Source organism: Qipengyuania marincola (genome assembly GCF_029688625.1).
Lineage (GTDB): Bacteria > Pseudomonadota > Alphaproteobacteria > Sphingomonadales > Sphingomonadaceae > Qipengyuania.
In genome coordinates, this window is record NZ_JARULC010000002.1 from 861,467 (window position 1) to 885,075 (window position 23,609).

A 23,609-nucleotide genomic window follows, 5' to 3' on the forward strand; every position below is an offset into this window, starting at 1 on the left:
CGCTTCGCAAGACGCTGCATCGCGCCATTGTCCGATGGCTTACCGTTTTACGCGGAAATCGGGGAAGGTGGGTTTGCCACGATCCTGTCCGCGCCGCCTGCATCATTTGATCCGGTCGAACCTCCGGCGCCCGCACCGCGCACGGCCGAACAGGATGCGGCGGACGCGGAATTCATGCGCGTCGGCGATTACCAGAACAGCGTGATGGACGAAGTGCAGGCGCTGGCTGAACGACTGCGCCGGGAAGAGCGCGGAAACTTCCAGACCTTGCATTATGACAATGAGGGCGAACTCGGCGTCGTCTTCGAATTTCTGCGCGATGGCCCGGCCACGCTGCGCAAGTATAGCACAAACCCGACCTTTCGCGGCGAAACCGTGCGCTGGTCACAGGAGGAACTGAGGGCTGCCGCTGATTTCATGTGGGAAACGTTCCGCGAAGATCGCGTGATCCAGTCAACCGGTGTTGGCACGCAGGTCGCCACTGTCGAGATCAGCGTCTCGGAAGAAGAATTCCGGGCGCTGGTGAAGCGCAAGGGAGTGACCATTCCCGAACCGGTTGAGCTGGTCTTTCACGCAACGCCGATGGTGCCCCGGGTCAACCCGCCGCGCCCGGCTACGCAGGATCAGGCGGTTCCGGACGAAGTCGCGCCCTATCTGCGTATCTTCCCCCGACACGATCGCCTTGCAGGCGCGTTGCACGCAATAAACAGCCGCGTGACCGTGGTCCTGAAGGACGGCTGCTTCCGCGCCGCCGACAGGGACGATGCGCTGGTGCTGTTCCCGTTCGGCGCAAAGCTGTTCGTCGATAGCAACAATTACCTCGCTTTCGGCAGTGGCGAGCATCCCGGATACGCGCGCGTGGGCGAAGCGGTCGAGTTCATGGGATCGATCCAGGAAGTGACCACGCCTGAGCTGGTCGATCCGATCCACGCCGCCTGCGGGCCAGGCAAGGTCATCAAGGTGGAAGGGCTGGCAAGCGCGGCGGCGGGCGATACGCAGAGGAGTGTGACCGACCGTGCCAATGCGATGCGTGCGTTGCAGGACCGATTTGGCCTCGATGCGCGGCAGGCGGAGCGTGCGCTCGACTGGCTCGATGCGCGGGGCGAGGTCAATCGGAGGACCACTCCCGGTGGTATCCTGGAACCACCGATAACAGGCGCAATGGTGGCGGATTCTCCGCCACCTCCGGTGATGGACCCGTCCGAATGCCCGCCCGGCAGCAGCATCAGCGCCGGTCTTTGCCGAACCCCTGAAGGCTATCTGCGACCACTGCCCGAATGGCTGGTCGAATTTCTGGAGCAGGATCGATGAAACGCCTCATTCTTTCGCTTGCCCCGATGGCAGCTGCTCTGCTGGCCGGGTGCGATCAGAAACCGCAGGCAATCGATGCTCCATCGCTGTCTTTCGACACAAGACATGCCTCACCGAACGAGGTACCCTATGCGGAAGGCGTCGGCGGCACGCTCGGTTACATGGACGGCTGCCTGTTCGTTACGTCGCCGGGGGGCGGGGAAACGGGTCTGGTGATGCCCGACAGTTTCGAACTGAACGCAGATACCCTGTCGAACGGGCATGTTTCCTACAAGCTGGGCGAGCACGTGAGCTTCAGCGCCGGGTTCCTGTCGCGCGAGCAGGCTGCCGCTTTGAACTGCAAGACACCCACCGTCGCGATGGTGGTCAACAGCTTCCCGACCGAACCGCCTCCCGATCCCTATTCAGAAGAGGAACAGGATCGATGAAACGAATTCTCCTCACACTGGCACCGCTGGCGCTTGCAGCCGGCTGTACGACCGTGCCAGCGCAGACCGGGCCGACTGCATCTTCCGAGGCTATCCCGCATGACATCACAGCAGGACAGGCTCGGCTCGCCGCGCGGCTCTATCCGAAGCTGGCCGAGGCAGCAGAGCCGAACGACAACCTATTTATCTCACCGCTGTCGCTCAGCGAGGGGCTGGGCCTCGCGCTGCCTGGTGCGCGCGGGCAGACCGAAGCGGAGATGCGCGAACTGCTGGGCTGGGATGCGGCAAGCCCGCCCGAACTGCTGGTGAAGGATTACGACCGTTTTCTGACACGCACCGGCGATGACAAGGTTTCGCTGTCGGTCGCCAATGCGCTTTGGTTGTCGGACGAACTCACCTTTGCCCCGGACTATCTGCGCGCGGCGAAGAACGGCTTCAGTGCCACAGTCCGGCAGGTCGATTTCGGCGATGATCCGGCAGGCTCTGCCGACACGATCAATGGCTGGGTCAGCGAACAGACCCGCGAGCGGATCACGAAGATTGTCGATGCGAGCGGGTTCAACGATCTGACCGCTGCCGTGCTGACCAATGCGGTGTGGTTCAAGGCCGACTGGTCGGTGCCGTTCGAGGATGGCTCCACGGGCGAATTCACGCGCGGCGATGGCACTAAAATGCCGATCTACATGATGGAGCGGATCGCGCCGATGGCCTATCGCGAGACGCGCGAAGGGCAGGCCGTGCAATTGCCCTATGGCAAGGACGGGCGCTACGTCATGGACGTGTTCCTGCCGCGTGATATGGCAACCCTGCGCCGGTGGGAGCGGGATCTGAATGCCGGATCGTTTGATCTTTCGATGCAGGGCAGCGATGCGAAGTTCGATCTGGGCGCTGCGGAAGAACGCGAAATCCTGCTGCGCCTGCCGCGTTTCGAGGCGCGTTTCGACGATAGCGTCAAAGCCGCGCTGATCGCAGCCGGGATGCCCTGCGCCTTTTCGCCGACCTGTGCCGATTTCGGGGCAATGGCCGACACACCGCTCGCGATTGACGATGTCGCCCACGCCACTTTCCTGCGGGTCGATGAAAAAGGCACCGAGGCAGCAGCGGTAACGGCGGTGAAGATCGTCGTTACCGGTTCACGCCGTCTGCCCGACGGTCTGCCCCGGATGATCGTCGACCGGCCATTCCTTCTCACCATCCGCGACCGCGCCAGCGGGGCGCTGATCTTTTTCGGTCGCATTGCCGACCCGACCCCGGTGGAGCAGACACAATGATCCGCTATCTCTTTGGCGCGAGCGCAATGGCGCTTGCCATGTCATCACCCGCCTCCGCGCAGGATGAGAAACCGCTCACCGAAACCTGCCCTAACCTGACGGCGGAAGAGATCGAGGCCATCGAGAACTACAACGGCGAGTTCTCCGAGAACGCCTGGTATGCGCGCGCCTATTGTGTCAGCGTGGAAGAGGCGGAGCGGCGGATGGAAATCCAGAACCGCGGCGCCATCGGCCCGCGCACCGAGCCGGGGCCACCGCCTCCGCCACCCGCGCCGGACGATTCCCTCGGTCTGCTGGCACAGACCCTCCACGAAAAGGAAGGTGACACCTTCGCAGGGCTCTGGATCCAGCATCGCCCAACCTATGGCGTGATGGTCGCCTTCACCCGCGATGCGGCGTCGACACTGGCGAAATACACCAGCGATCCGCTTTATGTCCCGGTCGATCGCCCCGGACCGAGCCTCACTGAACTGCGCGCGGCACAGGAACAGCTCACGCGCGATCTCGATGCTCTGGGCATAACCTGGTTCACGATGGGAGGTAACGAGAGCTCAGGCAAGATCGAGGTCCGACTGGGCCAGAGTTCCGACCCGATCCGACAGGCGGCGGCGCGCGGCGAGATTGAACTGCCCAACTTCGTGGTGTTCGAGGAACCCGATCCGTTTCCGATCGCTGCGCCGCCCGTTCCACCCGGCGATGCGCGGGTTAAGGGTTTCCCTCAGTTCGCCTACCGCACCGATGGCATGCCGAGTACGCTGGTTCGCGTGCCCGACGTGCCTGCACGCCTCGAATTGCGCGACGGGTGCTTGTGGCTGGCCCCCGAAGGCGAGGCGCCCAGAATTGCGGTCTGGGAACAGAGCATGGCGCTCGACCTGACCGATTCCGGCAAGGTAGCAGTGATGAACCGCTTTTCCGGCGCAAAGGTCTTTGCCGACAGCGATGTAGTACTGATGGGCCTGCAACCGGGCGAGGTCGCGCCACCGAAAGATGTTGTGGGCGCGGATGGCTGCCCCGGCCCCTATCGCGTCGTACGCGGCATCGTCGCGCGCGAAGTGTGGGACAAGCAGCGACGCGATGCCGCCGTCGCTGGTCGCACGCAGGAACTCGGCAGCCGCGCGGCTGCCGAAGCAGACTATGCCGCCGATATGGCACGGGTGGCCGAACTGAAGGCGTGGCGGGCGCAGGCGCTTGCCGAACATGGCGATGTGATTGCCAGCATCTATGTCAACGAGGATCAGGGCGCCGCGCATATGTTCCACACGGACGCGCTGACCAGAGATGAACTGGTGCCGGAGACACTGCGCCCCTTCGTCACCGGGCAGGTCGTGTCGCAAGGCGGGACAGCGCTGGAGGCTGCGCGAGCGGACATTGCCGCACAGATCGAGGCTGCCGGGCTGGAGGCGCGGGTAAGTATCGAGGAAATCGGTGGTTTTGTTGACCTCTATCCTGTAGACCTCGCCGCGCTCTCGCAAGCAGCGGTGGCGGGCAAGATCACCTTTCCGCCATTGGTACGGATCATGGCGGACAATCAGAGCGCGATCTACCGGCAGGATATTCCGCTGCGCCGCGATCCCGAAGCGATCTGGTATCCGCTGGAAGCGCATCCTGACTTCGCCACTATCCGCGCGCTGGTGGAAGAAACGCCTATCATGCGGCCCGAGCCTTCGCCGACCGATCACAACTCCAGCATCTGGGTGGCACGCAAACCGTCCAGGGCCGGCTCGCTCCAGCAGACGCACTGGCTGATCGCCAGCGGCTATACACTACAGGAAATCCAGACATTGCGCGCCGCCGGCTTCGATCCCATCGAAGCACTGGCAGACATGAACGGGCGCCAGACGATCGAGAAGCGCGCTCTCACCGCCACCGATATCGTCGTGGCCGAACCGGTTGCCATCGACCTCGCCGATGCGGGCGGCGACGGCTTTGCCTCCACGGTGCGCTGGCGTGTGGTAGAGGTCCTGAAGGGCGATGCCAGGCCGGGCGAGGAATTGCGCCAGCGGCTTGCCTCGGGCGAACGGACCGATGAGGCGGGCGTGACCCGCTATGGGCAAAGCAATGATGAACCGTCGTTGCTGCCCGGCTTGCCGACTTCGCTGGAACCGGGATCGCGCTGGATTCTGTATCTGAGCGACGCGCTCTACACCCATGCCGCCTATGTTCAGGGCGGCGAAGGCGCGGCGCGCAGCGACGGGGACTGGTACGTTGCGGTCGGCTGGATGGCACCATCGCGGATCAATGCGGAGGGCGTTGCGCATCCGGTCACGAATTATGCCGAACCAATTGCTCTCGATGAATTGCGGGAGAGGATCGCGCCGATCCAGCGCGCTCTTGGCCTCGAACAATCGGGAGAAGAGGAATGATGCGCTTGGTTCTGGCGACCGCCGCGCTTGCCGCTCTGGCGCTGCCGCAAGCGGCGCAGGCCTGCGTCTACGCGCAGCGCCCTGAAGAGGTCGGCTATGCCAGTGGCCAGTATTTCGCAAAAGAGATGCTGGCCGCCGCGACCTATGCCGATCTGGTTCTGGTCGAAGATGACGGAACCCGGGCAATGGATGCGCGGCCCACCGGCATCATTACCCTTCGCACCATCGCCCGCTTCAAGGGCAACAGCGCCGACCGCTTCACCGTATTCGGAAACCCGCTGACCTTCTCGCCTGACAAACAGCGGATATTCAACGCCCCCTTGCAGCATTTTACCAGCGAGACCGGGCAGGTCACGCCGTTCAGCTATCTGGAAGAGCGTCCGACCCTTCTGTTCCCGCGAGCCACGGGCGATCCGCCGCCGCCACCGATCGGGCTGACGAGTTGCAGCCCGCCTGCGCTTATGGCCGAAACCGGGCGCTTCTACGTTGTTCTGCGCGATGCGGAGGGCCGGGTGCTCAATCGTCTGACGATGAGCAACGGCAAGACAGCTTCGCCCAACCACGCCGCCTTCGGTTATGTGCCGGTGACCTTGTCGGACGATGATTTCTGGCTCTGGTCGGTGCGTATGGCCGCCGCTGCGCCGCAAGAGGCGCAGGAATTGCTCTACCTCACACCGGGGAGCGATCCGGTGCGTGTCGAGCGCGATCTGCGCGCCGCAGGGGCAACGATCCGCGCGGCCTATTATGCGCGCGGCGATTTCATCGAAGAGGTCCGCCCGTCACCGCATGAACAGACCTCGCCGTGGCTGGCCAGGGCAGCTGACTATCTCGCCCAGAGCCAGCGTGGCCGCATCGGCGATCCGCATCACGGCGCAGCGGAGTTCCTTCGGCAGAAGCTCTCGCCGATGCAAAACTACGGCACCGGGCTCGGCTATGAAGTCGCGCAAGCCTTCACCCGCTCGGTGCGCGATGTGCAGCAGGCGACAGGCACGCCGCGCCTCATTGCCCTCGAAGTGGCGAGCGATCCGCACGCCCTGGCCGACCAGCCCTTCGTGTCGCGTATCGCCCCGCTCGACCGTGAGCTCGATCGGCTGCCACAAGTGAACGGCACAGACGAAGCAGACACATTCGCCACCATGCAGAGGATCGAGCGCGATATCTGGCTGCTCAACGGCGGCGCGGGCAACCGGCAAGGAACGCTGCCGTGAGACGAACAACGGCGGTCTCGATCGTGTTGTGTGCTGTCCTGGCCGCATGCGGCGAGCCGAGCGACATTGTCGTTCCAGAGCCGGAAATCACACCGTCCTCAGGCATTTCCCTTGGCGCAATGAGCTTCTTTTTCCCGGTCGGTCTGGAGTTCGAGGGCGACACGGAAACCTGCCCCAACCGTGCCAGCGAATGCCCTTTGGGTGACGATAGCGTGCATGCGGTCTGGCGATCAGGCACCCTGCGTTTCGATTACGTCCTCGATCATTTTGGCAAGGCAATGTGGGACGACGAGTGGGGCGAGCCCATCACCATCAACGGCAGGCCCGCCTTTCGCAAGATGCTGGACGATGGCGGCAGGCGCTATCTCATCACTAACCATTATGGCGGAACGGAAAGTGCGGCAGTGGCGATCTGGCGGGAAGAGGAAGAGCCGATCTTCTGGGGCACTTGCTATTCCGACGATGATTGCGACGCGGTGTTGCAGACCCTCGCCAGTGTGACGATGCGCCAGGCAAGCCAAGAATGCGCGCTGATGTTTCCGCCGCCGCCGCCGGAATTCGTGCAACCGCCCGGCTATCGCCCCGACAGCTCGATCATTCCGCCACCGCCCGCTCCGCTGCCTGGTCCGGAACAGTTGCGACCGGCGGCGCCACCCCCTCCACCGGCTCCCAGACCACCCGGGGGGGAGGAGCTCTGCAAGGAATATGCCGATGAGGTATAAAATTGCTTTGCTTGTGTTCTCAGCGCCACTGTTACTGATCGGTTGCGCGACTTCCGCCCCTTCGCGCGAACCGGCAAATATGCCTTTGCCTCCTGCGCCACCTCCACCCGGACAGGAGGCACTCGCACCCATGACCGATGCGGTGAAGGCGCTTTATGGCGAATGGCGGCCGGTGTCCGGCCCGGGTGTCTCGCCGAAAGACCGGCTCACCATCTGGAGCCCGATGTTCTCCTTTGGCAGCGGCTGCGAACTGACACAGGGCCAGCTGCGCGACCTGGGCGACGGGCGATACGCGCTGGACGATTACACACTCCTTGCGGAGCGTTGCCATCCGCAGGCGCGGCTCGCCCCTTTCGATGCAGGCGAAGTGCGCATCGTGGCGGTCGATGACGACACCATCCGGATCGAACGCGGCGGCGAGACATGGGTGTTCGCCAAGGTCGACGTGGCTGCGACTATGCCGCGCGACGATTTCGTGCGCGGGGAATGGTTGCTCGCGGACAGGCGCGGCAGGCCCTATCGCGGTGAGGAGCTAACCCACGTCACCTTTGGGCCAGAATACAAAGTCGATGCTGAAAACTGCGACTTTGCGTCTAATGGATGGCTCACCGATCGCGACGGGGAGGTCCGCACGGGTGGCTCATACCATCGGATAAGCGAGCCCTGCCGTGTCCGGACGCTGGGCGACGAGTTGGCGAAGCTCGGTTCGGAAGCCACCTACCGCGCCGACCCGGTCGAGACCCGCACGACGGTGAGGATCGGCAGAGAGCGGGCGACGCTCGTGCCTGCCGCGCGCTACCCGGAACTTGGCGTCGATGCCGAGGCCATCGCACCGCATCCATGGGCTGCGAAGCTGGCCGAAGCAGCAGCGCGCATGGCGCCGGAACTGCGCGATGGCATCGCCCTGCGGGCCATCGGGACCGGCGGAGAGGGGCAGCCGGGTGTCGAACAATCCGCAGATGCCCGCGCCCTCGCTTTCGCAGGGCTTTCTTCCTGGCAATATGCACAGGCGCAATCCGCCGGGGTGGTTCCCGCGGCAGGTGGCACTTCGCAGACCCTCGCCGAAAACTTCGCCATCGCACCCATCGTCGTGCGCGCGGTGCTCGAAGGAATTCGTCCGGTCGATCGCGGCGACGGATTGTCGCTCGATTATCTCTATCGCGTGCGGGAAGGCTGGCGCGGCGGAAGGCAGACGGGTGACCTGCTGCTCGTGCGCATGCCCGCGCTGGACGGCAAGAGTCGCTCGCCTGTTATCACGCCGGAACCGGGGGCCGAAGTGGTGTTGCTGGCCAGTCGCACAGGCTATCTGGCGCGCAGCCTGATGGAAGGTAATCCACCGTCGTTCGACACCCGCGTGGTCCAGATGACATTACCGCTAATGCGGATAGAAGATGGCAGGCTGGCCGAGGCGGTGGCGGGCGTCGATGTGCTGGGGTCTGCCTCCTTTGCCGGAACGTCGGTGGAAGAAGCGCGCGCGCTGGCGATTTCGGTCGGCAACAGAATGGCCGAGCTCGCCCCCCCGCGGCCAAGCGACAATTTCGGCAACCCGACAGTACGTCGCTATTTCATTACCCGTATCGGGGAGCGCGAACTGGCCGATCCGACCCGTCTCTGGATCGAATACGACGGCAGCACGAATTTTGGCCATCCCCACGGTTATGGCGGGGTTACAGCCTATTTCGATGGCTGCACGCCAGTCGGGAGGGCGCGATCGGAAGCGGGCTGGACGGTTTATGCAAATGCGGTCGCCTGTCCGGGGAACGCGCCAGACGGCACCCCGATCACCGAGCCGGCGGTGGCCGAGGTGGTGCGCTGGATCGACGAGCACAGCTTCCCAGACGTTATCTGCTTGAGCACCTGCCCGATCAATCCCGATTACACCGTCCCGCTGCCCGGCGGCGACGTCATTCTAAAGCCGATGCTGCGATGAGACGTTTCGCGCTGCTCCTGTCGGCAGCCCTTTGCGCCTGTCATCCGACATCCGACGATCAGGCCGCCGATCCGGCGGATAATCGATCGGCGGCCACCATCCCTGACCTGGCAGTGGTCGAGGGAAGCTGGCGGATCGTGCGGATCGACGGCGAGACTCTGCCGGTGTCGGAGCCGGCGCCATATCTGGCCTTCTCGGCCGATGCGGCGGGCGGCTCCGTCGGCTGCAACGCCTTTGGCGGCACGGCCTTTTATGCCGAAGGGCGCATCGCCGTTCACAGTTGGGGTGGCGATGCAATGACCTGCGCGGGTCGCCCGGGGGAGTGGGAGGCAGCGATTGCCGAGCTGTTCCGCGCCTATCCTCAGGTCCGTCTGTCCGGAGATACACTGCGCCTGCGCTCCCACGATCATTTCATCGAACTCACCCGCATGGACAGTGAAACCGGCCAAAGCCGCTCGCCAGACCCGATGCGTATTCCCGTCGCAAATCCGCCGGGCCAGGCGCTGGCCGACACGGATTGGATAATCCGCGCGATCGACGGCGAAACCGCCAGTTCCAGTCCTGACGAACGGCATCTGCGTTTTGCCTCGGAGACATGGCAGGGGCTTGCATCATGCGCGACGCTGTTCGGCACATACGAAACTGGCAACGGGCGCCTGATCGTCGATGATGAAATCGCCAGCACCGAACAGAATTGCCGGGATGATCATGTTGCCCTCGATGACGCGTTCGCCGAGCTCATGCGGTCCGGGCCGCGCTACCTCGTCGGCCCCAATGGCGAATTGATTATTGCAGGCGGGGACCATGTTCTTACGGGAGACAGGGCGCCATGATGCGGGTTTCCCTGCTACTGCTTCTCGTCGCGCTGGGTACCGCCTGTTCGCGGACCGACGACGAAGCACTACTGTGCACCCTTGACGAAAACGGCAGGATCATAATGGAATCCGGTAGATACACTGCGGCGTGCGTCGAGCCCACGGAAATCCCGCATGGCGCCACGAAAGAGCCGACCGGTCGCCTGACGATCCTCGAAGCGCCGCTTCCGGCACCGTTTACTGATCTCGACGAGAAATGGCCGCCCGATCCAGTGGAAGCCGAGCCGCAACTCGTGCGTCCAGCGATGCAGGCAGAGCTATCCTATTATGTCAGGGCATTCCCGCAGGATCGCCAACCGGCGGGCGACGTGCTCGACCTTGCCAGTGAGCACGTCATCGTTTTGCGCGACGGTTGCTTCTTCCTGGACCGCGAGGGGGATGGCGATCCACTGGTGCAGTTTCCTTTTGGCGTGGCGCTCGAGATCGACGAGCAAGGCTATCTCGCGTTCGGGTCGCGTTACGATCCGAACAGAATAGGCAGCGTGCGTGTGGGCCTTCTGGCAGAGACCGGATGGTTCACCGAGCCCTATGACGCGCCATCCGAACTTGCCGAGGCTTGCGGCCGACACAAGGTGGTCGGCGTCGCGACTGTCAGCAATCCATTCGCCTCGCCCGAACGCTTCGGTCCTGCCCTGCGTCGCTATGGCGAACGCAGCGGCGCGACCGATCAGCAAATCCTGCGGCGCGCCAATGCCTGCGCCATGGAGCGGGCGCAGCGGGATGCCGATAGGCGCCTGCGCGATCCAGACCTCGACCCAATCGACTGCAACCGGTTCTGGGGATTCTGAGGCAGTATGGGCGGCTTGGCATCAAAGAGGATGGCACTACGTCTCGCGCCTGCCACCATTCCCATCGGTCTGCATGAACCTGAATTGATGTCCGCTTTTGAGCGATAACGAAAAGGCTTCGAATGACCGGAACTGGGGCGCGTTGCCGACCGACGGCAAAGTGGCCGATTGCGGTCAGTCCGCTTTTAAGAGGCTTGGCGCGGAAAGCCGCCTTTCGGCAAACGTACCCTATTGCGAGCATCGCGAATTTGACGGCGCTATCCTAAAGCGGATAATCCGCAAGTCACTTTGCGAGATATCCCTAATTCCAAAGATGCCGCCCTAGGCAATAACTTCGTGACGAGATGGAGAGCAGACCCTCCGTGCCTATCTGTATCGGTGCGAAGAAAAATTGGAAAAATGTGATAATGAAAGGCAATCATCATCGGAATTCTCGATGGTATTTATCTTAACTCAGTCCTGCACCGGCAATGAAAAAATCCGTACGGGCATGAAGGCGCTCGGGAGTTCGCGAAATTCCCAGACCATGACTAATGGCTTCTGCGTGAACGTCACTGACAAATTGCGCTAGAAAAATTTCCGCAAGCAGCGCGGGCGATCCGTTCATCGCGATGCCTCGGCTACGCCAAGTCTCGAACATATTTTCGAGTGCGGAGCGTGTGCGCGTCGCAGTTTGTTCGAAGAATGTACGGGCAAACGCACGGTCGCTCATGCTGCGCGCAATTACAATCCTTACCAAAGCAACGGTTTCTGCGTCGAGGAAATGGGCGTCGAACGAAGCCGCGATACAGTGAAGTATCTTGGCAGGGTCTCCCCCCTCGTTGATAGCCTGACGCACGATGTCGTCACCTGAGGAAGTTCGTTCAAAAACCGCAGCTTCAAGTAAGCCGTCCTTGTTGCCGAACAGTTTGTAGACCGTCGCGAGCGACCCGCCGGCTCGGTCTACGATTTCGCTTAGCGTAGTCTTTTCATAGCCTTGCTCAACAAAAAGCTGCCGGGCAGCTTCAATCAACGCGCGCCGGCGGCGGTCCAGTCGGCAGCATTCGGCAGCGGAAAACATTTTGCGAGACTCCATGAAACAGCCTTGCGAGGCAATGGTGTAATACCTATTACACCTTCGCACCTGCACAATAGCTGACTGAAAGCGGCCATCGATGAAGTTCCTGTTCCAAAGCCTTATGGCCGCCCTGCTGCTTGCTGGCTGCTCGCAGTCCGAAGAGCAGGCAGCCCCGCAGGAAGTCCCCGTGCGGGTCGTGACCGTAACCGAGCAGACCGTTCCGAACGTGATCGAGCTTCCGGGCAGGGTCGAGCCGGTGCGCACCGCCGAAGTGCGGGCTCGCGTCACCGGTATCGTGCAGGAGCGGTCTTATCAGGAAGGTACGGACGTGCGCGAGGGGCAGCCCTTGTTCCGGATCGATCCGCGCGAGCTCAGGGCCAGTTACAACCAGACGCAGGCCGCATTGACCCGCGCACGCGCTACGGCAGCCAACGCCCGCGCGGTGGTCGAGCGCTACCGCCCGCTCGTGGCGGAGGACGCAATCAGCGGGCAGGAGTACGATGCCGCGGTGGCCGCCGCGCGCGAAGCGGAAGCGAATGTTGCGCAGATCAGGGCGCAGCTAGATGCGGCCTCGCTACAGCTCGGCTACACCACCGTTCGCGCGCCGATTGCCGGGCGGGCGGGCCGCGCGCAGATTACCGAGGGCGCTCTCGTCAGCCAGGCCGATGGAACGCTGCTGACCACCATCGAACAGATTTCTCCGGTTTACGTCAGCTTCGCGCAGGCCGCGAGCGAAGTGCTGCGCCTGCGCCGCGCCATCGCGGCGGGCGAAATCGATCTCGACGAGAACGACCAGGTCGAGGTCCGCCTCACCTTCAGTGACGGGACAGCATACCCGGTGCCGGGTTATATCGACTTCCTCGCTTTCTCGGTCGATCAGGAAACCGGGACTGTCGAACTGCGCGCCGAATTTCCCAACCCCGAACGACTGCTACTTCCCGGCGAGTTCGTCCGCGCGCAGATCTACGCCGGCGAGGTGCAGAACGGCCTGACCGTGCCGCAGCGCGCGGTTTCACTGACCGAGGAGGGCGGCACGGTGTTCGTCGTCAACGGCGAGGGGCAGGCGACGGTTCGCCAGGTCACACTCGGCGCGATGGTGAACGGCAACTGGATCGTGGAAAGCGGGCTCAAGGCGGGCGACCGCGTGATCGTGAGCAATCTGCAGAAGATCCGCCCCGGCGCGCCGGTCAAGATCATGCGCGCCCCGACCGGACAGCGGCCTGCCGCATCGCCCGCGCCAACCAAAGCCGGACAGACGAACTAGAGACATGGCGCGCTTCTTCATCGACCGCCCCATCTTCGCATGGGTCGTTTCGCTCGGTATCCTGCTCGCCGGCTTTATCGCCCTGCGCGCCCTTCCGATCGAGCAGTATCCCGAAGTCGCGCCGCCATCGCTCGCGATCAACGTCATCTATCCGGGCGCGGATGCAGAAACGCTCGAACAGAATGTTACGCAGGTAATCGAGCAGCAGCTGAACGGGGTGGAGGGGTTCCTCTACATGTCCTCGTCCAGCGGTTCGAACGGGGCCGCGTCGATCACGCTGACCTTCGAGGCGGGGACCGACATCGACATCGCGCAGACCGAGGTGCAGAACCGCCTCAGCACGGTCGAGGCGCGCCTTCCGGAAGAGGTGCGGCGTCAAGGCATTACCGTGCGGCAGGCCAATGCAGGGTTCCTGCTGATCGTCGCGCTGACCTCGCCGAGCGGGCAGTACAACACCACCGATCTCGGCAATATCGCAGCGACCCGGGTCGTCGACGAACTGCGCCGGGTGAACGGGGTCGGCGACGTGACGCTGTTCGGCTCCGAATATGCCATGCGCATCTGGCTCGATCCCGAGGCGTTGGCGGCCTACAACCTGTCGCCTAGTGCCGTTCTTGCCGCCGTTCGCGAGCAGAATGCGCAGACCGCAGGGGGTGCGATCGGGGCGCAGCCGCTCGAAGGCGGGCAGCAGATAACCGCCACGATTGCGACCGACGGGCGCTTCTCCACCGTAGAAGAGTTCGAGAATATCATCCTGCGCGCCGACAGCGGCGCGGCGGTGGTGCGTCTCGGCGAAGTCGCGCGGGTGGAGATCGGCGCGCAAAGCTACGCCACCTCGACCGAACTCAACGGAAAGCCGATGGCGGGCATGGCGATCCAGCTGGCGACCGGCGCGAATGCGCTGGCGGCGGCGGAAGGCGTCAAGGAGCGGATGGAAGAGATCGCACCAGGGCTTCCGGGCGATGTGACCTGGTCGGTGCCTTACGACACGACGCCCTTCGTCGAGACATCGGTCGAGGAAGTGGTCAAGACGCTGGTCGAGGCGATGGTCCTCGTCTTCCTCGTCATGTTCCTGTTCCTGCAGAACTGGCGCGCGACGCTGATCCCGACGCTGGTCGTGCCGATCGCGCTGGCTGGCGCCTGTCTCGGCCTGTGGCTGTTCGGCTTTTCCATCAACGTCCTTTCGCTGTTCGGCATGGTGCTGGCGATCGGCATCCTCGTCGACGATGCCATCGTCGTCATCGAGAACGTCGAGCGGATCATGCGCGAGGAAGGCCTTCCCCCGCTCGAGGCGACGCGCAAGGCGATGGGGCAGATTACCGGCGCAATCATCGGCATCACGCTGGTCCTGATCGCGGTGTTCGTGCCGATGGCGTTCTTCCCCGGATCGACCGGCGGCATTTACCGGCAATTTTCCGTCACGCTGGCAATCGCCATCTTCTTCTCCGCATTCCTCGCGCTGTCGCTGACCCCGGCGCTGTGCGCGACGTTCCTGAAGCCGATTGCACAAGGCGAGTACCATGCCGAGGGCCCAGCGCGTGACGCCGAAGCTGAAGCGCAGCCCGGCTGGCGCGGAATGCTGGCGCGCACACGCTACCGGGCTGCCAATTTCTTCGCCGGGTTCAACCGCTGGTTCGCACGGATGCAGGAGAAATACGGGCGCGCAAACGACCGGGTCCTTTCGCGACCGTGGCGCGGGTTCGCCGTGTTCGCGGCGCTTGCCGTCGTCACGGTCCTGCTGTTCGCGCGGCTGCCGTCGGGCTTCCTGCCGACCGAGGACCAGGGCTATCTCATCACCGCGGTACAGGCGCCGCCGGGTGCGACGCAGGAGCGTACCGATGAGGCGCTGGAGCCGATCACCGACTTCTGGCTGGCACGCGAGGAGGTCGAGAACCTCGTCGTCGTGCGCGGTTTCAGCTTCTTCGGGCAGGGGCAGAACAACGCACTAATGTTCGCGGCGTTCAAGCCGTGGGACGAGCGCACCGCCGAAGGCAGCGGTGCAGCCGAGATACTCGGGCAGGCGATGGGACAGTTCGGCCAGATCGACGAAGCGATCGCCTTTGTCATTCAGCCGCCCGCGATCCAGTCGCTGGGACAGGCGAGCGGCTTTACGCTCAAGCTGCAGGACCGCGGCGGGGTCGGGCGCGAGGCGCTGACGTCAGCGCGCGACCAGCTGCTCGGCATGGCGTCGGAAAGCTCCGTCGTGGCCAATTTGCGGCCCGAAGATCAGGGCCCGAGCCCGCAGGTTGCGGTCGATATTGACCGGGTGCAGGCACGTGCGCTCGGCCTGGCGCTGGCCGACGTCAACGCTGCGCTTTCCATCACGTTCGGTTCGGCCTACGCCAACAATTTCAACCGCGAAGGCAGGGTGCTGCAGGTGCTGGTGCAGGCCGATGCGCAATACCGCATGACACCCGAAGACGTGCTTTCGCTGCGCATTCCGAACGCGCAGGGCGAGCTCGTACCCTTCAGCGCCTTTGCCAGCGCCGAGTGGTCGGCGGCTCCGGCAAGCCTCGCGCGTTACAACGGCTATCCTGCGATGACCCTGTCCGGCATGGCCGCGCCGGGCGAATCGTCGGGCGCTGCGCTTGCCGAGATGGAAGAGCTGGCGAGCCAGCTACCGGCAGGCATCGGCTACGAATGGACCGGCATTTCCTACGAAGAAAAGCAGGCGGGCGGCCAGATCGGCTTACTGCTCGGCTTGTCGGTGGTCATAGTGTTTCTCGTTCTAGCGGCGCTCTACGAAAGCTGGGCAGTGCCGCTCGCCGTGCTGCTGATCGTGCCGATGGGCGTGCTCGGCGCGGTCCTGTTCTCAATGCTGCGCGGTCTGTCGGCGGACATCTACTTCAACGTCGGGCTCATCACGATCATCGGGCTTGCAGCCAAGAACGCGATCCTGATCGTGGAGTTCGCCATCGAAGAGGAAGAACGGGGCCTCTCGCGCATCGAGGCGGTCAAGGCTGCGGCGCGGCTGCGGCTGCGCCCGATCATCATGACCTCGCTCGCCTTCACCATGGGCATGGTTCCGCTGGTGCTGGCAAGCGGGGCAGGGGCGGCAAGCCGGATCGCGGTCGGGACCGGGGTGATGGGCGGCATGATCGCGGCGACGGTGCTCGGCATCTTCCTCATCCCCGTGCTGTACCTGCTCGTGCGGCGCAACATCAGCCGCAGGAAGCCCACCGCGACCGGCGGGCACGAGGGCAATCCCCAGCACGAAGGTCCGCTGGCAGGCAAGCTGGACGGACCGGACGAGCAGGAGGCCACGACATGATCCGTTTTGCCGCCCGCAGTGCAGCAATTACGCTTGCTACTACCGCGCTTGCCGGATGCGCAAGCATGGCGCCCGAGCATACCCGGCCTCCGCTCGCGAGTGCGCCGGCGTTCGATCCCGACTACCGTCCAGACGGCGAGGTCGTCGCCTCGCAGCTGTCCTACCGCGAATGGTTCGCCGACCCGCGGCTCGTACAATTGATTGGAAGCGCGCTCGAGAACAACCGCGACCTTCTCGCGGCGACTGCGCGCATCGAGCAGGCCCGCGCTCGTTACCGGATCGAGGACAGCCGCCGCCTGCCGACCGTTGTCGCCGATGCAAGCGGCACGCGCACACGTCAGCCTCTGGGTGTGAACCCCGCACTCGATACCGGCGATGTCGCGGGCGCACCATCGTCGGTGACCTTCAACCGCTTCGACGTCGGCGTCGGGGTCAGCGCGTTCGAACTCGACTTCTGGGGTCGCATCGCCAGTCTGAGCGAAGCGGCACGCGCGGAATATCTCGCGACCGTGGCAGCGCAGCGCGCCTTCTACCTCTCGCTGATCGCCGACACCGCGAACACCTATTTCGAGATCGTCGAAACCGAGGAGCAGATCGCGCTCGCCGAGCAGACTGCCGAAAGCCGCCGCGAGGGTCTCAGGATCGCGAAACTGCGGCTCGACAATGGTGTGACCTCGGCATTACCTTACCGGCAGGCGGAAACGCTGCTCACCCAGGCCGAACAGCAGCTGGCAGCGGAGCGGCTTGCGCTCGCACGGCTGCGCAACCAGCTGGCAGTGCTGGTCGGCGGGACCGTGACGGAGGCATTGCCCGCGCCACTATCGCTCGAGGCGCAGGGCGACAAGCGGCGTCTGGCCGCGGGTCTGCCGTCCGATCTGCTGCTGGTGAGGCCCGACATCATCGCCGCCGAGGAACAGCTGCGCGCCGCGCGTGCCAATATCGGAGCGGCGCGGGCGGCCTTCTTCCCAACGATCTCGCTCACCGGTAATGCAGGCCTTGCTTCGAGCAGCCTCGACGGGCTGTTTTCGGGCGATGCGCTCGGCTGGAGTTTCGGGCCGAGCGTTTCGCTGCCGATCTTCGACTGGGGCGCACGCGAAGCCAATCTCGATCTCGCGCAGGCGCTCGAAGTCGAGCAGGTCGCTAATTACGACCGCACGGTGCAAGGCGCATTCCGCGAAGTTTCGGACGCGCTCGCAGGCCGCCGCTGGCTCGCCGAGCAGGTCGAGACGCTGGAGCGCGCCGTCACCGCGCAGGAGCGGATCGCCCGCATCGCGCGCCTTCGCTACCGCGAAGGGGTGGCCGACTACCTCGAAGTGCTCGATGCGGAACGCAACCTGTTCAGCGCCCGCCAGCAGCTTCTCGCGACCGAACGCGCATGGCTGCAAAACCGTGCGACCCTGTTCGTGGCGCTCGGCGGCGGATTGGCGAAATGATATAAGGCTGACCGAGTTATCGAAAAAAATCGCTTCATGATTGGAAGGTTGCTCTGAGCTCAGCACCGCAACCTTTTAGTAGTCATAGCTTACGCAGATGTCCTTTATCCTTCTAGTTCCCAACAATAGGCAGCTCTTGGGTTGGGCGACTGAACCCTGGATTGGCCGTTATTGGGGCGCGTAGCTGCCATCGACCCTAGCCTGACCAACGACAGCTTTCGGGCGAAATTCGCGACCACTCGAACGGCCGAGATTGGGGCGCCGAGCTGACTTAGTCCGATGCCGTTTGAATGTCCGGTTTTAGGACTGGCGCGATTGATCTTCTACGACCGAGATTAAGGTCGGAAGCGGACCGTCGGCTCTTGTACAAATAAACTAGCTAAGCAGACCGAAGAGTTTGGGTTCTAATGGTGTGCCGGACGCAGCGAATTACGCTCGCCTTGCGCGGGGACGACGTAGTTTGGGAAAGCGGTTGGCAAGAAGCACGAAGCCGGAGACAGCAATGACGGTCCCGCCAATGCCGAACAATAGCAACCACCAGCTATTGATCCGATGCCTCTCGTTCCAATCCATGATGTGGAGCCCCCATATGAAATCGAAGAAGCGCCATGTGTCGCTTCTCGCAGCCAGTAGGGCGCCATTGGACGCGTCGATATAGAGACGCGTTGCATCCGGGTCACCGAATTGCACCTGCCACGCCGGGAAAGGACCGCTGAATTCGGTGCCGACTGGCTTCGCAACCGAAGTGGTCCCCTTGATGGTAGCCTTGGGCCCAGACCAGGCATTCAAGGCAATTGCCTCTGCAGTCTCGCGCGGTAGGGGCGAGAGGAGCCGTCCGGTGGAAGGGTCATGAAGGCTTGTGGTGCCGTCCGAACGGCGCAGCTCCACCATCGGTCTAGCGTTGATCATTTTAGTCGTGACCGAGACCAGATCTCCGCCATTTGACGCCCATGCGGGCAGTGCCGCGTTAGTGCTTAATGGCGCAGGCTCGCGCGAGATGACGTGCTCGGAGCGGACGTGCTCAATCTTCAGATAAGACATGAGTGTGCCGGTGCCCATCCACAACAGAACTTGCACGCCTACGAAGACGGCCAGTCATTTGTGGACTTTGCTACCGAAGATATGCAGCCGAAGCTTACGCGACCGTTGGATTGCCATCTTAAAATCGACTGCCTGATCAGTTCGGACGCGGGGCGCGGGACGAGGAGTGATACTGGGCGATTTTCCATGCGCTGTGCCCGTGAGTCAGGACGGACGTGGCGACCCCGTCTCGCTCGATCACGCGGCCGTCCTTAAGGGCAATCCGGTATCGATAGGTTTCATGGCCTAACGCTACATGGCCGACCATCCGGACATTCACCGTCGGATTTGTGAAAGTGAACTCGGTGATCTCGCCCAGTTCGGGGCCGAGATGATGCTCCATGTACTGCGCAAAGAAGCCTTCAGCTTTGCCGTTCTCAAACACCATGGAATCGTCTGCGAACAGCGCTCTCATGGCGGCCTCGTCTCGCGCGACCAAGGCGTCTCGGTAGGCGACGAGCGTTGCTTGCGCATCTTGCTCGAGCGCGTCCTGGACATCGCCGTGTGTGTCGTGTGCCGAATGATCGGAGTGCTGAGCTTGAGCCGCAACAGGCACTACAGCGAGTGCGGCTGCAGCCGAAGCCGCAAAATATGCAAACTTCATTGTAGTCCTCTCTTTAGAACCAGAATCGGACACCGACGACGTAGTTTGTCACGCTGGGATCTTCCCCTGCGAGACGCGCATAGTCCGCGCTCTGGCCAACTTTCCATTCCTGCTCTACCCCGATGTACGGGGCGAACTCGCGAGCGATTTCGTAACGGAGGCGCAGCCCCAGTTCGACCGAATCCAGGCCCGCACCGATGCCGAGCTCGGGAATGTCCTGAGCAGAAAGACTTACCTCAGCCCGAGGTTGCAGGAGAAGGCGCTGCGTGATGCGCTGGTCAAGCTCGCCTTCTACACTTGCAGTCAGGTCGCCCTTGTTTGACAGAAAAGCGGCTGCATCGAGTTCAAAAGTATAGGGTGCCAAACCCTGCACACCGATGACGGCATGGGTGCGCTCGGGACCGGTCAGATCCTGCCGGACGCCAACCTGAAGATCCCACCACGGTCCGATCGCGTGGCTCCAAAGTCCCTGTATCTCGGCGGACTCCAACTGTTCCCCGAAGGCGCCTTCGCCCTCGCTCTTGAACCAGAATTTGTCGGTATCGCCACCGTAGTAGCTCTGCACGTCCCAAAGATAGCCATCGCTATCTTCTCGCGCGCGATATTCAGCGCGGTCGCCCTGGAACCAGAACACCTTCATGCCGCCGTTCTCGGTGCGAAGGGCATTGCGCGAGGCTCGCATGGCATCGGCACCCCAGATCGCATCGGCAGCGCGTGGCGGACCCGATCCTGCCGCAGCCGGAGGCGCCCCTTCCGGGATGGGTGTCATGTCCATGGTACCGTGCCCCATCGCACCGTGATCCATGGTTGTCTGTTCGGGTTGCTGCGTGTTTTTATGGCCCATCGCGGAATGGTCCATGCCTTCCATCTTGGCATGATCCATGGTGGAGTGGTCCATGCCCTGCATCTGACTATGGTCCATCTGGGAATGGTCCATTTGAGAATGGTCCATGCCGGTATGGCCGTCCTGCGCAGGTTCGGTTGGTTGCGCTTTGGGCGCACACGCCCCCTCAGGCACCGAATGGCCCATAGCGCGGTGGCGTTCGGCCTCTTTTTCGCATTCGGTCTGAGCAGGTGATTGCGCGGAAGGCATCGCGTGGCCCGAATGGTCCTGTGCGATAGCGGGGGCGGCGGTGCTCACGAAGAGCATGGCGACAAGCAGGCGCATCAGTCTTCTCCCACCCGCTTCACATCGGGCTGGTTGCCCCGCGGCGCGACGGTCACGATCTGAAACATGCCAGAGTGCATGTGATAGAGCAGGTGGCAGTGGAAGGCCCAGTCGCCCTCTTCGTCGGCGGTAAGGTCGAAGGTAGCGCTGCCACCGGGCTGCACGATAACGGTATGCTTTTGCGGCTGGCGATCGGCAGGTGCACCGTTGACCAGTTCGAAGAAGTGCCCGTGCAAATGGATCGGGTGCGCCATCATCGTGTCATTGACCAGCTTCACCCGGACACGCTCATTGTAGGCGAAGCGGATGGGATCGTCGCTCACGGCGGTGAACTTCTTGCCATCGAACGACCACATGTAGCGCTCCATGTTGCCCGTCAGATGGATTTCCATCTGACGCGATGGGCGGCGCAAATCGTCATTAGATTCGAGCGCAACGAGATCCCTGTAATTGAGGACCTTGTGGGGTACGTTGTCCAAGCCAAGACCCGGATCGCCCATGCGATCGACAGGGTTCATCGACACCATGTCGATACCGGGGCCGATCCTTACGTCGGAAGGCAGCTTGGACGTGTCACGCATGTTCATGCCGCTCATATCCATCCCGCCCATCGGCTCGGCAGCGGCTCCTTGCGATGGCATGTCATGGCCCATGGCCGAATGGTCCATCCCGGCCATGTCACCACCGCCATGATCCATTCCGCCCGACCCGTGGTTCATGCCCATGTCCGCCATGGTCAGCAGCGGGGGGTCGCGTAGGGGCGGTACACTTGCCCGCGCACCGGGGCGGGATGCCAAAGTGGCCACAGCCATGCCTGACCGGTCCATGCTCTCGGCGATGATCGTCCTGGCTTCGCCAGTCGGCTCGACAACGATGTCGTAAGTCTCTGCCGTGCCTATCTGGAATTCTTCAACTTCGACCGGGCGCACGTTCTGGCCATCGGCGCCGACCACCCAGAACTTAACCCCGGGAATACGAACATTGAAGAACGTCATGGCGCTGCCGTTGATTATGCGCAGCCGCACCCGTTCGCCGGGGTTGAAGAGATACTCCAACCCTTCTTCCGGTCCCCGCCCGTTGGCGAGATAGGTGTAGGTCGAACCCGTTACGTCCAGAATGTCGGTCGCCATCATGCGCATACGCGCCCACATCCTGCGGTCCTCGCCCGACAGGGGATAGTCGTCGGTCCAGGTATTCTGCTGGTAATTGAAGTAGCCTTCGCCCTTCTTGAGCTTGTCCATGATGGTATGTGGATGGAGAGGGGTGAATTCGCTCAGCAACAGGACGTAATCGCGGTCGGCCTGGACCGGATCGGTTGCGGCGGGTTCGACCACGATCGGGCCGTAGTGCCCCGCCTGCTCCTGCAGCCCCGAGTGACTGTGCCACCAGTAGGTGCCGCTCTGTCGCAGCGCGGGAATGTCATAAACGAATGTCTCACCCGGCTTGATCCCCGGGAAGCTGACGCCGGGAACGCCGTCGAACTGGAAAGGCAGCAGCAGGCCGTGCCAGTGGATCGAGCTGTCTTCATCGAGCGTGTTCGTGACCGCGAGCCGAACCGGCTGACCTTCCTTGAGGCGAACCAGCGGACCCGGCACGCTGCCGTTGACGGCGATCGCGTGTCCGCGACGCCCCTGCACGACGCGAGGCCCTTCGCCGATTGTCAGAGCGATGTCGCGGCCCGACACCTCGTCGAAACCGGGGCGGATAGATTCATTACCGTGCAGATCGGCACCGCGGGCCCAGGCAGGCAGGGCCAATGCACCTGCGCCCAGCGCTCCAGCCCCTAACAGTCGTCGACGTGAAACCAGCAATTCGGACATGGGTCTTGCAACTCCTTTGGCCCTTGTCATATATACCCCCCAGGAGTATTGCAAGATACCCCGCGGGGTATTGCGGCAGATGGAGTGCAAAACGTGTCAGCAACCGATGGTTCCCGCATCGTCAATCGTCTTCGCAGGATCGAAGGACAGGTGCGCGGCGTCGCGCAGATGATCGAAGACGATCGCTACTGTATCGACGTCCTTAATCAGGTGCAGGCAATAAAGGCCGCACTGGGTCGGGCCGAGAGCGAGATACTCAAGCGCCATGCTGCGTGCTGTGTGGCTGACGCGATTGCCAGCGGTGACGCTGACGAGCAGAAACAGAAGTTCAGCGAGCTGGTCGACCTGTTCGAGAAGGCAAAGCGGTGACTTCCGTTCTCCGCTTTTTCGCCAGCCTGGCCCTCTTCCTCTCGGCAATGGTTGCGTTCGCGCACGGTGACGAAAAGCACGGCGGCGAAAAGCACGGCGGCGAAGAGGCGCGTCCAGCGGCAAGCGAGGTCGCCCATGCTCAGCCCGGGCACGATATCGAGGCAACGGGAACCGCTGCGATTTCGAATGAAGCCGTGGAAGGTCACGATGACGAGCAGGCTCAGAGCGAAGGTATCATCGGCGTTCTCAAGAGCCTGCATCCGGCGACGGTCCACTTTCCGATAGCGCTCTTCTTGATGGCCGCGCTTACCGAGCTGTTCGTTATGTCCCACCGTACACCCGAACGTGAAGCGGCCGTAAGGATCATGATCTTTGGCGGCGCTGCGGGAGGTGTCCTCGCCGCCCTCTTCGGGTGGATACATACTGGCCTGTGGTTCGGCGGCGATTTCGTCATGCAAGTCCACCGCTGGAACGGCATGCTGATTGCTGTCCTGGGCATTGCAGCAGCCTGGATTGCTTACCGCGCTTCAGGTTCGCGCGCTGCTCTGCGCGCATTGCTTTTTCCGATTGCCGCATTGCTCATTGTTCAAGGCTTCATGGGTGGAGAGCTCGCCCACGGACTCAATCATCTTAAGCTCTAAAGGAAC

The 23,609-nt window shown here is 63.0% G+C and carries 19 protein-coding genes; 14 read left to right on the forward strand and 5 right to left on the reverse strand.

Annotated elements, in window-relative coordinates; all coding sequences use genetic code 11:
* The first annotated feature begins 27 nt into the window (after positions 1-27).
* From P8Q88_RS09555 to P8Q88_RS09595, 9 genes are all read left to right on the forward strand, one after another.
* A complete protein-coding gene (locus P8Q88_RS09555) occupies positions 28-1,311 on the forward strand; it encodes a hypothetical protein (RefSeq protein WP_278323590.1) in 1,284 nt (427 codons plus the stop codon).
* Positions 1,308-1,739: a hypothetical protein gene (locus P8Q88_RS09560; protein ID WP_278323591.1), complete on the forward strand. Its 432-nt coding sequence runs from the start codon at positions 1,308-1,310 to the stop codon at positions 1,737-1,739. The genes P8Q88_RS09555 and P8Q88_RS09560 overlap by 4 nt, the downstream gene beginning before the upstream one ends.
* Positions 1,736-3,010: a serpin family protein gene (locus tag P8Q88_RS09565; RefSeq protein ID WP_278323592.1), complete on the forward strand. Its 1,275-nt coding sequence runs from the start codon at positions 1,736-1,738 to the stop codon at positions 3,008-3,010. Before P8Q88_RS09560 ends, P8Q88_RS09565 begins: the two co-directional genes overlap by 4 nt.
* The gene (locus P8Q88_RS09570) at positions 3,007-5,373 is read left to right on the forward strand and encodes a hypothetical protein (RefSeq protein ID WP_278323594.1); all 2,367 of its coding nucleotides are present in this window, start codon (positions 3,007-3,009) and stop codon (positions 5,371-5,373) included. The genes P8Q88_RS09565 and P8Q88_RS09570 overlap by 4 nt, the downstream gene beginning before the upstream one ends.
* Positions 5,370-6,581 (forward strand): hypothetical protein, encoded by a 1,212-nt coding sequence (locus P8Q88_RS09575; RefSeq protein WP_278323595.1) that lies wholly within the window; start codon positions 5,370-5,372, stop codon positions 6,579-6,581. The genes P8Q88_RS09570 and P8Q88_RS09575 overlap by 4 nt, the downstream gene beginning before the upstream one ends.
* Entirely contained in the window at positions 6,578-7,303 is a 726-nt protein-coding gene (locus tag P8Q88_RS09580) for a hypothetical protein (RefSeq protein ID WP_278323596.1), read from the forward strand. The genes P8Q88_RS09575 and P8Q88_RS09580 overlap by 4 nt, the downstream gene beginning before the upstream one ends.
* A gap of 130 nt (positions 7,304-7,433) precedes the next feature.
* Positions 7,434-9,233: a hypothetical protein gene (locus P8Q88_RS09585; protein WP_278323597.1), complete on the forward strand. Its 1,800-nt coding sequence runs from the start codon at positions 7,434-7,436 to the stop codon at positions 9,231-9,233.
* Positions 9,230-10,066 carry an META domain-containing protein gene (locus P8Q88_RS09590; protein ID WP_278323598.1) on the forward strand — a complete coding sequence of 279 codons (837 nt, stop codon included), beginning with the start codon at positions 9,230-9,232 and terminating at the stop codon, positions 10,064-10,066. The genes P8Q88_RS09585 and P8Q88_RS09590 overlap by 4 nt, the downstream gene beginning before the upstream one ends.
* Positions 10,063-10,896 carry a hypothetical protein gene (locus P8Q88_RS09595; RefSeq protein WP_278323599.1) on the forward strand — a complete coding sequence of 278 codons (834 nt, stop codon included), beginning with the start codon at positions 10,063-10,065 and terminating at the stop codon, positions 10,894-10,896. Before P8Q88_RS09590 ends, P8Q88_RS09595 begins: the two co-directional genes overlap by 4 nt.
* A gap of 448 nt (positions 10,897-11,344) precedes the next feature.
* Here the strand turns inward: P8Q88_RS09595 and P8Q88_RS09600 are convergent, their stop codons facing one another.
* Positions 11,345-11,956: a TetR/AcrR family transcriptional regulator gene (locus tag P8Q88_RS09600; protein WP_278323600.1), complete on the reverse strand. Its 612-nt coding sequence runs from the start codon at positions 11,954-11,956 to the stop codon at positions 11,345-11,347.
* Positions 11,957-12,050: 94 nt separating this feature from the next.
* Between P8Q88_RS09600 and P8Q88_RS09605 the strand changes: the two genes are divergently transcribed.
* The 3 genes from P8Q88_RS09605 to P8Q88_RS09615 are packed head-to-tail and all read left to right on the forward strand — an operon-like array spanning position 12,051 to position 17,921.
* Positions 12,051-13,217, forward strand: coding sequence for an efflux RND transporter periplasmic adaptor subunit (locus tag P8Q88_RS09605; RefSeq protein ID WP_278323601.1), 1,167 nt, complete (start codon positions 12,051-12,053; stop codon positions 13,215-13,217).
* A gap of 4 nt (positions 13,218-13,221) precedes the next feature.
* Positions 13,222-16,488, forward strand: a complete 3,267-nt coding sequence (locus P8Q88_RS09610; protein ID WP_278323602.1) for a multidrug efflux RND transporter permease subunit — start codon at positions 13,222-13,224, stop codon at positions 16,486-16,488.
* Entirely contained in the window at positions 16,485-17,921 is a 1,437-nt protein-coding gene (locus P8Q88_RS09615) for an efflux transporter outer membrane subunit (protein WP_278323603.1), read from the forward strand. Before P8Q88_RS09610 ends, P8Q88_RS09615 begins: the two co-directional genes overlap by 4 nt.
* Positions 17,922-18,350: 429 nt before the next feature.
* Here the strand turns inward: P8Q88_RS09615 and P8Q88_RS09620 are convergent, their stop codons facing one another.
* The 4 genes from P8Q88_RS09620 to P8Q88_RS09635 form a co-directional block, all read right to left on the reverse strand.
* Positions 18,351-18,962, reverse strand: a complete 612-nt coding sequence (locus P8Q88_RS09620; RefSeq protein ID WP_278323604.1) for a PepSY-associated transmembrane domain-containing protein — start codon at positions 18,960-18,962, stop codon at positions 18,351-18,353.
* A gap of 136 nt (positions 18,963-19,098) precedes the next feature.
* Complete coding sequence (locus P8Q88_RS09625; protein ID WP_278323605.1) at positions 19,099-19,605, reverse strand: YybH family protein; 507 nt, start codon at positions 19,603-19,605, stop codon at positions 19,099-19,101.
* 13 nt (positions 19,606-19,618) lie between these two features.
* The gene (locus P8Q88_RS09630; RefSeq protein WP_278323606.1) at positions 19,619-20,773 is read right to left on the reverse strand and encodes a copper resistance protein B; all 1,155 of its coding nucleotides are present in this window, start codon (positions 20,771-20,773) and stop codon (positions 19,619-19,621) included.
* The gene (locus P8Q88_RS09635; RefSeq protein WP_221538593.1) at positions 20,773-22,593 is read right to left on the reverse strand and encodes a copper resistance system multicopper oxidase; all 1,821 of its coding nucleotides are present in this window, start codon (positions 22,591-22,593) and stop codon (positions 20,773-20,775) included. The genes P8Q88_RS09630 and P8Q88_RS09635 overlap by 1 nt, the downstream gene beginning before the upstream one ends.
* A gap of 93 nt (positions 22,594-22,686) precedes the next feature.
* Here P8Q88_RS09635 and P8Q88_RS09640 point away from each other — a divergent pair, with 93 nt between their 5' ends.
* Both P8Q88_RS09640 and P8Q88_RS09645 read left to right on the forward strand, forming a co-directional pair.
* A complete protein-coding gene (locus tag P8Q88_RS09640; RefSeq protein ID WP_278323607.1) occupies positions 22,687-22,962 on the forward strand; it encodes a metal-sensitive transcriptional regulator in 276 nt (91 codons plus the stop codon).
* Entirely contained in the window at positions 22,959-23,603 is a 645-nt protein-coding gene (locus P8Q88_RS09645) for a DUF2231 domain-containing protein (protein WP_278323608.1), read from the forward strand. The genes P8Q88_RS09640 and P8Q88_RS09645 overlap by 4 nt, the downstream gene beginning before the upstream one ends.
* The last annotated feature ends 6 nt before the right edge of the window (positions 23,604-23,609 follow it).

What these genes read in the sequence shown, in the direction of transcription:
- P8Q88_RS09560 (WP_278323591.1), top strand. Translation starts at nt 1,308, where the DNA reads ATGAAACGCCTCATTCTTTCGCTTGCCCCGATGGCAGCTGCTCTGCTG.
- P8Q88_RS09565 (WP_278323592.1), top strand. Translation starts at nt 1,736, where the DNA reads ATGAAACGAATTCTCCTCACACTGGCACCGCTGGCGCTTGCAGCCGGC.
- P8Q88_RS09570 (WP_278323594.1), top strand. Translation starts at nt 3,007, where the DNA reads ATGATCCGCTATCTCTTTGGCGCGAGCGCAATGGCGCTTGCCATGTCA.
- P8Q88_RS09575 (WP_278323595.1), top strand. Translation starts at nt 5,370, where the DNA reads ATGATGCGCTTGGTTCTGGCGACCGCCGCGCTTGCCGCTCTGGCGCTG.
- P8Q88_RS09585 (WP_278323597.1), top strand. Translation starts at nt 7,434, where the DNA reads ATGACCGATGCGGTGAAGGCGCTTTATGGCGAATGGCGGCCGGTGTCC.
- P8Q88_RS09590 (WP_278323598.1), top strand. Translation starts at nt 9,230, where the DNA reads ATGAGACGTTTCGCGCTGCTCCTGTCGGCAGCCCTTTGCGCCTGTCAT.
- P8Q88_RS09595 (WP_278323599.1), top strand. Translation starts at nt 10,063, where the DNA reads ATGATGCGGGTTTCCCTGCTACTGCTTCTCGTCGCGCTGGGTACCGCC.
- P8Q88_RS09600 (WP_278323600.1), bottom strand. Translation starts at nt 11,956, where the DNA reads ATGTTTTCCGCTGCCGAATGCTGCCGACTGGACCGCCGCCGGCGCGCG.
- P8Q88_RS09605 (WP_278323601.1), top strand. Translation starts at nt 12,051, where the DNA reads ATGAAGTTCCTGTTCCAAAGCCTTATGGCCGCCCTGCTGCTTGCTGGC.
- P8Q88_RS09610 (WP_278323602.1), top strand. Translation starts at nt 13,222, where the DNA reads ATGGCGCGCTTCTTCATCGACCGCCCCATCTTCGCATGGGTCGTTTCG.
- P8Q88_RS09615 (WP_278323603.1), top strand. Translation starts at nt 16,485, where the DNA reads ATGATCCGTTTTGCCGCCCGCAGTGCAGCAATTACGCTTGCTACTACC.
- P8Q88_RS09620 (WP_278323604.1), bottom strand. Translation starts at nt 18,962, where the DNA reads ATGTCTTATCTGAAGATTGAGCACGTCCGCTCCGAGCACGTCATCTCG.
- P8Q88_RS09625 (WP_278323605.1), bottom strand. Translation starts at nt 19,605, where the DNA reads ATGAAGTTTGCATATTTTGCGGCTTCGGCTGCAGCCGCACTCGCTGTA.
- P8Q88_RS09630 (WP_278323606.1), bottom strand. Translation starts at nt 20,773, where the DNA reads ATGCGCCTGCTTGTCGCCATGCTCTTCGTGAGCACCGCCGCCCCCGCT.
- P8Q88_RS09635 (WP_221538593.1), bottom strand. Translation starts at nt 22,593, where the DNA reads ATGTCCGAATTGCTGGTTTCACGTCGACGACTGTTAGGGGCTGGAGCG.